Here is a 12,479-nt window from a genome sequence, read left to right as displayed (position 1 = left end):
GACGATTCGGGACCCTTCGTTCCTGTGGACGCCTGCGAAGATTCATCTTCAGTTGGGGTGTTAGTGACCGCCGTCGAAACCCGTCCCGCCGGGGTCACCGGGGCGACTCCTGCGCACCGGCCGATCGGGGCCCGTGTCGGCGCGTTCGTCGCACTGACCAAGCCTCGGATCATCGAGCTGCTGCTGATGAGCACCGTGCCGGTGATGTTCCTGGCCCAGCAGGGCGTGCCGAACATGCTGCTGGTGCTGAAGGTCGTGGTCGGCGGCTACCTCTCGGCGGGCGGCGCCAACGCCCTCAACATGTACATCGACCGCGACATCGACGCGGTGATGTCCCGCACCGAGCGGCGGCCGATCGTCACCGGGATGGTGTCGCCGCGCGAGGCGCTGGTGTTCGGCATCGTGCTCGCCGTCGTGTCGACGCTGGTGCTGGGCTTCGGCGTCAACTGGCTCTCCTCCGGACTGGCGCTGGGCGCGCTGCTGTTCTACGTGTTCGTCTACACGCTGGGGCTCAAGCGGCGCACCTCGCAGAACATCGTCTGGGGCGGCATCGCCGGCTGCATGCCGGTACTGGTCGGCTGGTCCTCGGTCACCAACTCGATGTCCTGGGCGGCCGTGGTGCTGTTCCTGGTGGTGTTCTTCTGGACGCCGCCGCACACCTGGGTGCTGTCGATGAAGGTGCGCGACGACTACCTGCGGGCCGGCGTGCCGATGCTGCCGGTCATCAAGGGCAACGTGGCGGTCGGCAAGCAGGTCGTCATCTACTCCTGGGTGATGGTCGCCGTCTCGCTGGCGCTCTGGCCGCTCGGGCACATGAGCTGGCTGTATCCGGTCGCCGCGGTGGTGCTGGGCGCCGCCTGGCTGCGCGAGGCGCACGCGCTGTACGCGCGGGCCAAGGCCGGCGTCGTGGGCGCGAAGCTCAAGGAGATGCGGCTGTTCCACTGGTCGATCACCTACCTGTCGCTGCTGATGGTGGTGTGCGCGGTCGACCCGTTCGTGAAGTAGGCAGACTCACTGAGAGAGCCCCGGTCCGGTGGACCGGGGCTCTCCCGCGTTCGGGGGCTTTTCGCGTTCGGGGGCTCTCCCGCGTTCGGGGCGGGTTCGGGTCGGGGGCTTTTCGCGTTCGGGGCGGGCCGCTCGGCCGACCGCTCGGCCGGCGGCTCAGCGGGCGGGCAGCTCGGAGGGGCCGACGTGGCCGTCCAGCCAGTCCCGCAGCGGCCGGGAGGCGCGCAGGAAGCCGGTGATCCGGGTGTACGCGGCGCGGGTGCCCAGCCACTTCGCGGGCTCCCACTCCTGCCAGGCCACCAGGCCCTTGTGGCGCAGCAGCTCGATCCTGGGGTGGTCCTTCGGGTAGCCGCGCGGGGCCGACTTCAGGGAGTCCCGGCCGACCACCTGCGGGCCGTCCTTCTCCACCCGGGTGATCACCCGCTCCAGCTCGGCGCCGGTGACGTCCTCGGCGACGGCGGCGCGGTAGCGCTCCAACTGGTCCGGGGCGAGCTGGTACATGCCGTTGCCGCAGGCCAGGCCGTCGGCGGAGAGCTGGATGTAGCCGCCGCTCTCCAGGTGCGCGCCGATGTGCGTCTTGTACGGGGATTTGTCGGCGCTGAAGCGGACGTCGCGGTTCGGGCGGAAGATCTTCCCCGGCCCGAACTCCGGTTCCAGGTCGGCGAGGAGCTGCTCCATCGGCGCGCGCACGGCGTCCTCGTACCGCCCCTTGTGGGCCTGCCAGAAGGTCTTCGAGTTGTCGGCCTCCAGGTGCTCGTAGAAGTCGAGCGCCTCGGTCGGCCAGCCGGAGAAGGTCACACGTCCAGTATGTGTCCCGGTGCACAGGGTGCTCCCGTCGCCAGCGCGCTTACCGGTGGGTAGCATGCGGGCATGAGCAGCGCAGAGACCGCCACCGCCGCGCCGGACGCCCGCACCGAGCGCCGCGCCAAGCGCATCGCCAAGAACCTCACCAGCTTCGCCCGGCAGCACGGGGGCAGCGCCGACGCGGTCGTCGAGTACGTCGGCGCCGTGGCCACCCGGATCGTCGTGGTCGGCGCGGATGGCGCCTGGGGCGACCAGGTGGCCCCCAGCTACGCCGTCGGCCGCCGGGCCGCCGAGCTGGCCGGGCTGACCCTGCACGACAACTTCGAGGGCGAGCTGGGCCTGCGGGTGAAGACCGGCCCGTACGAGTGGAAGCGGATGGCCGGGATCCAGCTCGGCGGCTGAGCACCCTCCGGACACCGCGAAGGCCCGGCTCCCCTCGTACGGGGAGCCGGGCCTTCGTCGAACGGTCAGATGGGCAGGTCCCAGTTTGCACCTGGTATGGCGAAGGCCCCCATCCGAGGATGGGGGCCTTCGCCGAGGATCAGACGGTGGCAGCTTGTGGGGCCTGGGCGGGCAACTGCTCGGGAGCATCTTCGGCCTCGCGGGTGCGGAGGGCGAGGGGGATGCGGAGGGCGGCGATCCAGGTCAGCGAGGCGCCGAGCATGTGGAGGCCGACCATGAGCTCGGGGGCGTCGGTGAAGTACTGGATGAAGCCGAGGACGCCCTGGAGGAGCAGCACCGCGAGGAGTTCCCTGGTGCGGGCCTTGGCGGGCTGCGGGGCCTTGATCGCAGTGAAGACGAAGATCAGGGCGATGGTGAGGCCGACGGAGATGAAGGCGAAGTCGGCGTGGAACTGGGCCAACCTGTCGTAGTCGATCGGGATCCGCGGGACGATCTTGTTGTCCTTGGGCGTGCCCGGGTGGTGGCCGGCGCCCGTCACCAGGGTGCCGGCTGCGACGAGCAGCCCGATCACGGCGACGAGGACGTACGAGAGCTGGTGGATCGGCCGGGCCACGGACAGCTTCGCCGGGCCGTCGCCCTCCTTGCTGCGCTCCCACATCAGCAGGGCGACCCAGACCAGGGCCATCGCGGCGATCATGTGCAGCGCGACGGTGTACGGGTTGAGGCCGGTCAGCACGGTGATGCCGCCGAGCACGGCGTTGCTCATCACCAGCCAGAACTGCGCCCAGCCGAGCTTGGTCAGGCCGCGCCGCCAGGGCCGGTGGCAGCGGGCGGCCAGGATCGCCCAGCCCACCGCGGCGCTGAGCACGTAGGTGAGCATCCGGTTGGTGAACTCGATGACGCCGTGGAAGCCCATCTCGGCGGTGGGCGTCAGGCTCTCGTCGGTGCAGCGGGGCCAGGTCGTACAGCCGAGGCCGGAGGCGGTGAGCCGGACGGCGCCGCCGGTGACGACGATCACCACGCTCATCACCAGCGCGGCGAACGCGGCGCGCCGGACCATCGCGGCGGAGGGCTGCCAGCGCTCGGCGAGCAGGGAGAAGGGGGTGGTCTTAAGCACGACGTCCATGGTAGGTGGCTTTACGGGCGATCTTGGGGCGGGGCTGGCTCGCCGCGTCCGGCGCGCATATGGGACTGTTCGGGCAAGACGGTCAGTGGTCTTGATCAATCGACCGGTTGATCGAAAAAGTGCGGAATGGTCCCTACCTTTATGTGGATCGGCTCCCACTCCTCCCGCCCGCGATCGTGGTGGCCGCCCGGCGCAAGGCGGCCAGGAAGGCCTGGCGCCACGCGGTGAAGCGACGTGCTCGTCAGCTGATGGAAGCGGCACCCTTGGTGATTGAACCCGATCGCCGGGGGCGCCGTTCTGTCTTGAAGGTGACGAAGTTCATTCAAGTTTGCCGAATCCGCGTTCTGCGAGGTGGCAGCTGTGATGGGCTGGTCATGCACATCAGAGAACGGACGCACAGACGAAATCCGGTCGTACGGCGGGGTGTGGCGGGACGCGGGAGTGCCGGTAGAGTCCCCCGGACAGTCGTAGCGGGCCACCGCGAACCAATCAACACGCCTGCTGCACAAGACCGTTCGGAGGGGAACAGCGTAATGGCGCGACAGCAGCGGCACATCGGGATCGGCGCGGCGGCACTGGCAGGCACGGCAGCGGCCGGATTTCTACTGCCCCTGGCACTGGCCACCAACGCCTCGGCGCACGTGCCGAGTTGGTCGGTGACCTGCGACAAGGTCGTGATCGACCTGATCAACTACAGCCCCAAGGCCGACGTGAAGAACACCGTCAGCCTCACCATCGACGGCGACAAGGTCCTGGATGCCAAGGCCTTTCCCGCCGAATTCCACGGCACCTTCCCGGTGAAGGACCACACGGCCCCGATCAAGGCGAACCTGGTGGTCACCACCACGGAGAACCCGAACGACAAGGGCTGGAACATCAACGAGACCAAGACCATCGAGCCGTGCCACACGCCGACTCCGACCCCGACTCCCACGCCCACCAAGACCCCCACCCCCACGCCCACCCCCACCCCCACGCCCACCCCCACCTCGACGCCGACGCCCACCCCGACGCCGACGAAGACCCCGACCCCCGCGCCGACGACGCCCACCGTGGCGCCGACCACGCCCCCGCCGACCACGCCGGCCCCGGTCAGCCCGCCCGCCCCGGCGCCCGCCACCAGCGCGCCGGCGCTCGCCCAGACCGGTAGCAACGACGCCACCCCGATGATCGCGGCGGCCGGCGGCGGCGTGCTGCTGGTCGGTGGCGCGCTCGTCCTGCTCGCCCGCAAGCGCCGTGGCGGCAGCGAGAGCTGACGCAGGGCGGTACGAACGCCGAACGCCCCCCGGCCCGGTTGAGGCCGGGGGGCGTTCGACGTTCGTAGGGGGCGGCTGCTCGCGGGTGCGGCCACCTCGGCGGCTACTCCCAGCGGAAGAAGCGGGCGGCCGCGGCCAGGCCGAGCACGGCCCAGCCGGCCAGGATCCCGAGGTCAGCCCAGGGCACCCCGGCGCCGGTCTGCAGCACCGACCGCAGGCCGTCCGAGAGCGCCGAGATCGGCAGCAGTTCCAGCACCGACCGCACCGCGTCGGGGAACTTGCTCAGCGGCACGATCACCCCGCCCGCGAGCAGCAGCAGGATGAACACCAGGTTGGCGGCGGCCAGCGTGGCCTCGGCCTTCAGCGTGCCGGCCATCAGCAGGCCGAGCCCGGAGAAGGCAGCGGTGCCGAGGACCAGCAGCGCGACGACGGCCAGCGGGTTGCCATGAGGCGACCAGCCGAGCGCCAACGCGATCACCGACAGCAGTGCGACCTGCAGCGCCTCCGTCACCAGGACGCAGCCGGTCTTGGCCGTCAGCAGCGTCCAGCGCGGCAGCGGGCTGGCGCCGAGCCGCTTCAGCACGCCGTAGCGGCGCTCGAAGCCGGTGGCGATGGCCTGCCCGGTGAAGGCGGTGGACATCACGGCCAGCGCGAGCAGTCCGGGGGCGAGGAAGTCGACCCGCTTGCCGGGGCCCTCGACCGTGACGATGTCGACGGCGGAAAACAGCACCAGCAGCACGGTCGGGATGACGACGGTGAGCAGCAGCTGCTCACCGTTGCGCAGCAGCATCCGGGTCTCGAACGCGGTCTGGGCGAGCAGCATCCGGCCGACGGGGGCGGCACCGGGCTCGGGCGAGTAGTCCCGCTCGCTTCGCTCACTCATGCGCGGAGCTCCCGTCCGGTCAGGTCGAGGAAGACGTCTTCGAGGCTGCGGCGCTGCACGGACAGCCTTTCGGGCAGGACGCCGACGGCCGCGCACCAGCCGGTGACGGTGGCCGGCAGCTGCGGGTCCACCGGCGCCTCGACGCGGTAGCTGCCGGGGGCGGTCTCGACGGCGGTGGCGCCCTCGGGCAGCTCCTTGAGCAGCGGGCCGAGGTCGAGCCCGGGCGGGGCGTCGAAGCGCAGGGCGTTCTCGGCGCCGCCGCGGCACAGCTCCTCGGTGGTGCCGTCGGCGATCACCTTGCCACGGTCCACGATGGCGACGCGGTCCGCGAGCTGCTCGGCCTCGTCCATGTGGTGGGTGGTGACGACCACGGTGACGCCGTCCCGGCGCAGGTCGCGGACCAGCTCCCAGGTGGCGCGGCGGGCCTGCGGGTCGAGGCCGGCGGTGGGCTCGTCCAGGAAGACCAGCTCGGGGCGGCCGACCACGGCCATGGCCAGGGCGAGCCGCTGCTGCTGGCCGCCGGACAGCCGCCGGTAGGTGGTGCGGCCGCAGGAGCCGAGGCCGAGGCGCTCGACCAGGGCGTCCACGTCCAGCGGGTGGGCGTGCAGCTTGGCGGTGTGCCGCAGCATCTCGACGGCGCGGGCGCCCGCGTACACGCCGCCGGACTGCAGCATGACGCCGATCCGGGGGCGCAGGGCGGCGCTCTGGGTGACCGGGTCGAGACCGAGGACGCGGACGGTGCCGGCGTCGGGGCGGCGGTAGCCCTCGCAGGTCTCGATGGTGGTGGTCTTGCCGGCGCCGTTGGGGCCGAGGACGGCGGTGATCGCGCCGGTCGCGATGGTGAGGTCGAGACCGTCCACGGCCTGCTTGTCGCCGTAGCGCTTGACCAGCCCGGCGACCTGGACCGCGGGTTCGGAGTGCATACCGGCGAGTGTAAGAGGGCCTCACGTTTCGAGCGGACGGCGCCTCGGTGATTGTTTCCCCAGGCCAGGTAAGGCTTACCTGCGTGATCGATGACACCGGTGAGGCCTGGATCACGGGTTGTCCCAACGGGAGTAATTACGCAACACTGGTGTTGTGAAAAACATGCGCGAGCACGCCCAGCAGCAGGAGGCCGAGTCGGCCTCCCACTGCGACGTGCCCGTGACGGCGGCCGAGGTGCTGCTGGACGGCCACCGTGCCACCCGGGACCGGGTCGCCCGCTCGATTCTGGACCACGGCCCCTCCTCCGCCGCCGACCTGGCGAACCGGCTCGGCCTCACCTCCGCCGCCGTCCGCCGCCACCTCGACGGCCTGGCCGCCGCCGGCCTGGTCGAGTCCCGCGAACAGCGGGTCTACGGCAGCCGCGGCCGGGGCCGTCCGGCCAAGGTCTTCGCCCTCACCGACGGCGGCCGGGACGCCTTCTACCAGGCGTACGACCAGCTCGCCGCCGACGCGCTGCGCTGGATCTCGGACGCGGTGGGCGGCGGCAAGGCGGGCGAGGAGGCGGTCGCCGCCTTCGCCCGGGCCCGTTTCGGCAAGCAGGGCGAGAAGTACCGGGAGGCGCTGCGCGAGGCTGGGGTGGAGGATCGCACCGAGGCACTCGCCCAGGCGCTCAGCGTGGACGGGTACGCTGCCACGGTGCGGCGTGTCCCGTCGGCCGCGGCCAAGGCCCCGGCGGGCGCCCAGCTCTGCCAGCACCACTGCCCGGTTGCGCACATCGCCGAGCAGTTCCCCCAGCTCTGCGAGGCGGAGACCGAGGTCTTCTCCCAGCTCCTGGGCACCCATGTGCAACGGCTGGCCACCATCGCCCACGGCGACGGGGTCTGCACCACCTATGTGCCGGCACCCGGTGCCGCATCGTCGTCCGCCCGTGGTTCCGCGGGCCGCGACTCCGATGCAGCGCCGACTGCCGGTACGTCCACCGAAGATTCTGCGTCCGCGCGTTAGGAAGCTCGCATGACTGACACCGTTTCGCACCCCGAGCTCGAAGGCCTGGGCAACTACGAGTACGGCTGGGCCGACCCGGACGCCGCCGGCGCCACGGCCAAGCGCGGGCTCAGCGAGGAGGTCGTGCGCGACATCTCCGCGAAGAAGAGCGAGTCCGAGTGGATGCTCAACCTGCGTCTCAAGGGCCTGAAGCTGTTCGGCAAGAAGCCCATGCCGACCTGGGGCTCCGACCTGACCGGCATCGACTTCGACAACATCAAGTACTTCGTCCGCTCCACCGAGAAGCAGGCCGAGTCCTGGGAGGACCTGCCGGCGGACATCAAGGCCACCTACGACAAGCTGGGCATCCCGGAGGCGGAGAAGCAGCGCCTGGTCGCCGGTGTCGCCGCCCAGTACGAGTCCGAGGTCGTCTACCACCAGATCCGTGAGGACCTGGAGGAGCAGGGCGTCATCTTCCTGGACACCGACACCGCGCTGCGCGAGCACCCGGAGCTGTTCAAGGAGTACTTCGGCACCGTCATCCCGGCCGGCGACAACAAGTTCGCCGCGCTGAACACCGCGGTGTGGTCCGGTGGCTCGTTCATCTACGTGCCGAAGGGCGTGCACGTCGACATCCCGCTGCAGGCCTACTTCCGGATCAACACCGAGAACATGGGCCAGTTCGAGCGGACGCTGATCATCGTCGACGAGGACGCCTACGTCCACTACGTCGAGGGCTGCACCGCGCCGATCTACTCCTCCGACTCGCTGCACTCCGCGGTCGTGGAGATCATCGTCAAGAAGGGCGGCCGCTGCCGCTACACGACCATCCAGAACTGGTCGAACAACGTCTACAACCTGGTCACCAAGCGCGCCGTGGCGTACGAGGGCGCGACCATGGAGTGGGTCGACGGCAACATCGGCTCCAAGGTCACCATGAAGTACCCGGCCGTCTACCTGATGGGCGAGCACGCCAAGGGCGAGACCCTGTCGATCGCCTTCGCGGGCGAGGGCCAGCACCAGGACGCCGGCGCCAAGATGGTGCACATGGCGCCGAACACCTCCTCGCACATCGTCTCCAAGTCGGTGGCGCGCGGCGGCGGCCGGACCTCCTACCGCGGTCTGATCGAGATCGGCGAGGGCTCGCACGGCGCCAAGTCCAACGTGCTGTGCGACGCGCTGCTGGTCGACACGATCTCCCGCTCGGACACCTACCCGTACGTGGACGTCCGCGAGGACGACGTGTCCATGGGCCACGAGGCGACCGTCTCCAAGGTCAGCGAGGACCAGCTGTTCTACCTGATGAGCCGCGGTCTGACCGAGACCGAGGCCATGGCGATGATCGTCCGCGGCTTCGTCGAGCCGATCGCGCGCGAACTGCCGATGGAGTACGCGCTGGAGCTCAACCGGCTGATCGAGCTGCAGATGGAGGGCGCGGTCGGCTGACCCCGGCCACCGACCGCCCAACCGACTTTCGAGGAAGAGAGCTACACGACAGCCATGGCTGACGTTCAGAACACCACCGGCTCGACCACCGCCGGTTCGATCGAGGTCGGCACCGCCGGCGCGGGCGCGCAGCTCGCCGGCCCCGGCACCGGCCGCGCCACGGTCCAGCAGCCCATCGACGCGCGCGTCGCGGTCAAGCCGTCCTTCGACGTGAACGACTTCCCGGTGCCGCACGGCCGCGAGGAGGACTGGCGGTTCACCCCGCTGCACCGCCTCGGCGGGCTGCACGACGGGACCGCCGCCGCCGCCGAGCGGGGCGAGGACAAGGTCGAGTTCACGCTGCCTGACGGCGTCACCGCCGAGACCGTCGGCCGCGACGACGCCCGCCTGGGCAAGGCCGGCACGCCGGTGGACCGGGTGGCCGCGCAGGCGTTCAGCGCCTTCGAGCAGGCCCTGGTGGTCACCGTCCCCAAGGACGCGGTGCTGACCGAGCCGGTCAGGATCGACGTGCGCGGCGAGGGCGGCGTCCGCTTCGCCCACGTGGTGATCGACGTCAAGCCGTTCGCCGAGGCCGTCGTGGTGCTCAACCACGCGGGCACCGGCACCCGGGCCGCCAACGTCGAGCTGCTGGTCGGCGACGGTGCCAAGCTCACCTTCGTCTCCGTCCAGGACTGGGAGCGCGACGCCGTCCACGTCGCCCAGCACAACGCGCTGGTCGGCCGGGACGCCACGTACAAGTCCGTGGTCGTGACCTTCGGCGGCGACTTGGTCCGCCTGCACCCGCGGGTCAACTACGCGGGCCCCGGCGGCGAGGCCGAGCTGTTCGGCCTCTACTTCGCCGACGCCGGCCAGCACCTGGAGCACCGCCTGGTGATCGACCACGACACGCCGCACTGCCGGTCGAACGTGGCGTACAAGGGCGCGCTGCAGGGCCAGGACGCGCACGCGGTCTGGGTCGGCGACGTGCTGATCCGCGCCGCCGCACTCGGCACCGACACCTACGAGCTCAACCGGAACCTGGTGCTCACCGACGGCGCCCGGGTCGACTCGATCCCGAACCTGGAGATCGAGACCGGCGAGATCGTCGGCGCCGGCCACGCCTCGGCGACCGGCCGCTTCGACGACGAGCAGCTGTTCTACCTGCAGGCCCGCGGCATCCCGGCCGACGAGGCCCGCCGCCTGGTGGTGCGCGGCTTCTTCGCCGAGCTGCTCCAGCAGATCGGCGTGGCCGAGATCCAGGAGCAGCTCATGGAGAAGATCGACGCCGAGCTGGAAGCGGCGGTCTGAACACGATGACCTTCCTCCGTGCCTGCGCGCTGAGCGACCTCCAGGAAGACGTGCCCAGGCGCGTGGACCTCAACGGCGTGCCGGTCTCCGTCGTGCGCACCGACGAGGGGGTGTTCGCGGTCAACGACATCTGCTCGCACGCGAACGTCTCGCTCTCGGAGGGCGAGGTCGAGGACTGCATGATCGAGTGCTGGCTGCACGGCTCCAGCTTCGACCTGCGCACCGGCAAGCCCTCGGGCCTGCCCGCCACCAAGCCGGTCGCTGTCTACCCCGTAAAGATCGAAGGGGACGATGTGCTCGTCTCCGTCAACCAGGAGTCCTGAGTACACATGGCAACCCTTGAAATCCGCGACCTGCACGTCTCCGTCGAGGCCGAGAACGGCCCGCGCGAGATCCTGAAGGGCGTCGATCTGACCGTGAAGCAGGGCGAGACCCACGCCATCATGGGTCCGAACGGCTCCGGTAAGTCCACCCTGGCCTACTCGCTGGCCGGCCACCCCAAGTACACCGTCACCGGCGGCTCGGTGCTGCTGGACGGCGAGGACGTCCTGGAGATGTCCGTCGACGAGCGCGCCAAGGCCGGTGTCTTCCTGGCCATGCAGTACCCGGTCGAGGTCCCGGGCGTCTCGGTCAGCAACTTCCTGCGCACCGCCGCCACCGCCGTCCGCGGCGAGGCCCCGAAGCTGCGGCTGTGGGTGAAGGAGGTCAAGGAGGCGATGGCCGCCCTCCAGATGGACCCGGCCTTCGCCGAGCGCAACGTCAACGAGGGCTTCTCCGGCGGCGAGAAGAAGCGCCACGAGATCCTCCAGCTCGAGCTGCTCAAGCCGAAGATCGCGATCCTCGACGAGACCGACTCCGGCCTGGACGTCGACGCGCTGCGGATCGTCTCCGAGGGCATCAACCGGGTCCGCTCGACCGGCGAGGTCGGCACCCTGCTGGTGACCCACTACACCCGCATCCTGCGGTACATCAAGCCCGACTACGTCCACGTCTTCGCGGGCGGCCGCATCGTCGAGTCCGGCGGTGCCGAGCTGGCCGACAAGCTGGAGAACGAGGGCTACGAGGCGTACGTGAAGGGGGGCGCTTCCGAGTGACCCATACGTTTACGGGACTGCTCGACACCGACGCGATCCGCAAGGACTTCCCGGTCCTGCAGCGGCTGCTGCACGACGACAAGCCCCTGGTCTACCTGGACAACGCGGCGACCTCGCAGAAGCCGCGCCAGGTGCTGGAGGCGCTGACCGCCTACTACGAGCGGCACAACGCCAACGTCCACCGCGGCGTGCACGTGCTCGCCGAGGAGGCCACCGCGCTGTACGAGGGCGCCCGGGACAAGGTCGCGGCCTTCGTCAACGCGCCGAGCCGCAACGAGGTGATCTTCACCAAGAACGCCTCCGAGTCGCTCAACCTCGTGGCCAACATGCTGGCCTGGGCGGATGAGCCGTACCGGGTGGACGCCGACTCCGAGATCGTCATCACGGAGATGGAACACCACTCCAACATCGTCCCGTGGCAGCTGCTGTCGCAGCGCAGCGGTGCGAAGCTCAAGTGGTTCGGGCTGAGCGACGAGGGTCGGCTGGACCTGTCGAACATCGACGAGCTGATCACCGAGAAGACCAAGGTGGTCTCCTTCACCCTGGTCTCCAACCTGCTCGGCACGGTGAACCCGGTCGAGACGATCGTCCGCAAGGCCCAGTCGGTCGGCGCGCTGGTCGTCATCGACGCCTCGCAGGCCGCGCCGCACATGGTGCTGGACGTGCAGGCGCTGGAGGCCGACTTCGTCGCCTTCACCGGCCACAAGATGCTGGCCCCGACCGGCATCGGCGTGCTCTGGGGCCGCCAGGAGCTGCTGGAGGACCTCCCGCCGTTCCTCGGCGGCGGCGAGATGATCGAGACCGTCACCATGGGCTCGTCCACCTACGCCCCGGCGCCGCACAAGTTCGAGGCCGGCACCCCGCCGATCGCCCAGGCGGTCGGGCTCGGCGCGGCCATCGACTACCTGCAGGGCGTCGGCATGGAGAAGATCGCGGCGCACGAGCACGCGATCACCGAGTACGCCGTCGAGCGGCTGCTGGAGGTCCCGGACCTGCGGATCATCGGCCCGCGCACGGCCGTGGACCGCGGTGCGGCGATCTCCTTCACCCTCGGCGACATCCACCCGCACGACGTGGGTCAGGTGCTGGACGAGCAGGGCATCGCCGTGCGCGTCGGACACCACTGCGCGCGGCCGGTCTGCCTCCGGTACGGAATTCCGGCGACCACGCGGGCGTCTTTCTACCTGTACTCGACGCCGGGCGAGGTCGACGCGCTGATCGACGGCCTGCACCACGTCCGGAACTTCTTCGGCTGACGGGACAGGGCA

At 70.3% G+C, this 12,479-nt stretch carries 13 protein-coding genes; 9 read left to right on the top strand and 4 right to left on the bottom strand.

Annotated elements, in window-relative coordinates; translation table 11 throughout:
* Positions 1 to 57 precede the first annotated feature (57 nt).
* Complete coding sequence (locus tag ACIBEC_RS25045) at positions 58 to 1,005, top strand: heme o synthase (protein ID WP_360499429.1); 948 nt, start codon at positions 58 to 60, stop codon at positions 1,003 to 1,005.
* A 156-nt stretch (positions 1,006 to 1,161) separates the two neighbouring features.
* Here ACIBEC_RS25045 and ACIBEC_RS25040 read toward each other — a convergent pair whose 3' ends face one another.
* Complete coding sequence (locus ACIBEC_RS25040; protein WP_360499431.1) at positions 1,162 to 1,803, bottom strand: DUF2461 domain-containing protein; 642 nt, start codon at positions 1,801 to 1,803, stop codon at positions 1,162 to 1,164.
* Between the two features lie 72 nt (positions 1,804 to 1,875).
* On the opposite strand from ACIBEC_RS25040, the gene ACIBEC_RS25035 reads away from it, so the two are divergent.
* Positions 1,876 to 2,211 (top strand): hypothetical protein, encoded by a 336-nt coding sequence (locus ACIBEC_RS25035; RefSeq protein ID WP_360499433.1) that lies wholly within the window; start codon positions 1,876 to 1,878, stop codon positions 2,209 to 2,211.
* Between the two features lie 139 nt (positions 2,212 to 2,350).
* Here ACIBEC_RS25035 and ACIBEC_RS25030 read toward each other — a convergent pair whose 3' ends face one another.
* Entirely contained in the window at positions 2,351 to 3,337 is a 987-nt protein-coding gene (locus ACIBEC_RS25030; protein ID WP_396288890.1) for a heme A synthase, read from the bottom strand.
* Between the two features lie 533 nt (positions 3,338 to 3,870).
* Here ACIBEC_RS25030 and ACIBEC_RS25025 point away from each other — a divergent pair.
* Positions 3,871 to 4,593 carry an LAETG motif-containing sortase-dependent surface protein gene (locus ACIBEC_RS25025; RefSeq protein WP_360499435.1) on the top strand — a complete coding sequence of 241 codons (723 nt, stop codon included), beginning with the start codon at positions 3,871 to 3,873 and terminating at the stop codon, positions 4,591 to 4,593.
* A 103-nt stretch (positions 4,594 to 4,696) separates the two neighbouring features.
* Here ACIBEC_RS25025 and ACIBEC_RS25020 read toward each other — a convergent pair whose 3' ends face one another.
* Both ACIBEC_RS25020 and ACIBEC_RS25015 read right to left on the bottom strand, forming a co-directional pair.
* Positions 4,697 to 5,476 carry an ABC transporter permease gene (locus ACIBEC_RS25020; protein ID WP_360499437.1) on the bottom strand — a complete coding sequence of 260 codons (780 nt, stop codon included), beginning with the start codon at positions 5,474 to 5,476 and terminating at the stop codon, positions 4,697 to 4,699.
* On the bottom strand, positions 5,473 to 6,399 hold the full coding sequence (locus ACIBEC_RS25015) for an ABC transporter ATP-binding protein (protein ID WP_360499439.1): 927 nt from the start codon (positions 6,397 to 6,399) through the stop codon (positions 5,473 to 5,475). The genes ACIBEC_RS25020 and ACIBEC_RS25015 overlap by 4 nt, the downstream gene beginning before the upstream one ends.
* 163 nt (positions 6,400 to 6,562) lie before the next feature.
* Between ACIBEC_RS25015 and ACIBEC_RS25010 the strand changes: the two genes are divergently transcribed.
* The 6 genes from ACIBEC_RS25010 to ACIBEC_RS24985 are packed head-to-tail and all read left to right on the top strand — an operon-like array spanning position 6,563 to position 12,467.
* Positions 6,563 to 7,405: a helix-turn-helix transcriptional regulator gene (locus ACIBEC_RS25010; protein ID WP_396288889.1), complete on the top strand. Its 843-nt coding sequence runs from the start codon at positions 6,563 to 6,565 to the stop codon at positions 7,403 to 7,405.
* A gap of 9 nt (positions 7,406 to 7,414) precedes the next feature.
* The gene (gene sufB, locus ACIBEC_RS25005; protein WP_360499443.1) at positions 7,415 to 8,830 is read left to right on the top strand and encodes a Fe-S cluster assembly protein SufB; all 1,416 of its coding nucleotides are present in this window, start codon (positions 7,415 to 7,417) and stop codon (positions 8,828 to 8,830) included.
* A 54-nt stretch (positions 8,831 to 8,884) separates the two neighbouring features.
* On the top strand, positions 8,885 to 10,117 hold the full coding sequence (gene sufD / locus ACIBEC_RS25000) for a Fe-S cluster assembly protein SufD (protein WP_360499445.1): 1,233 nt from the start codon (positions 8,885 to 8,887) through the stop codon (positions 10,115 to 10,117).
* Between the two features lie 5 nt (positions 10,118 to 10,122).
* A complete protein-coding gene (locus tag ACIBEC_RS24995; RefSeq protein WP_360499447.1) occupies positions 10,123 to 10,440 on the top strand; it encodes a bifunctional 3-phenylpropionate/cinnamic acid dioxygenase ferredoxin subunit in 318 nt (105 codons plus the stop codon).
* Between the two features lie 6 nt (positions 10,441 to 10,446).
* Positions 10,447 to 11,211 (top strand): Fe-S cluster assembly ATPase SufC, encoded by a 765-nt coding sequence (gene sufC, locus ACIBEC_RS24990; RefSeq protein WP_030290237.1) that lies wholly within the window; start codon positions 10,447 to 10,449, stop codon positions 11,209 to 11,211.
* Positions 11,208 to 12,467, top strand: a complete 1,260-nt coding sequence (locus ACIBEC_RS24985; protein WP_360499449.1) for a cysteine desulfurase — start codon at positions 11,208 to 11,210, stop codon at positions 12,465 to 12,467. Before sufC ends, ACIBEC_RS24985 begins: the two co-directional genes overlap by 4 nt.
* Positions 12,468 to 12,479: the final 12 nt, after the last annotated feature.

Source organism: Kitasatospora sp. NPDC051164 (assembly GCF_044455625.1).
In the GTDB taxonomy this organism is placed as follows: Bacteria; Actinomycetota; Actinomycetes; order Streptomycetales; family Streptomycetaceae; genus Kitasatospora.
This window is presented reverse-complemented; position numbering and strand designations above follow the sequence as displayed.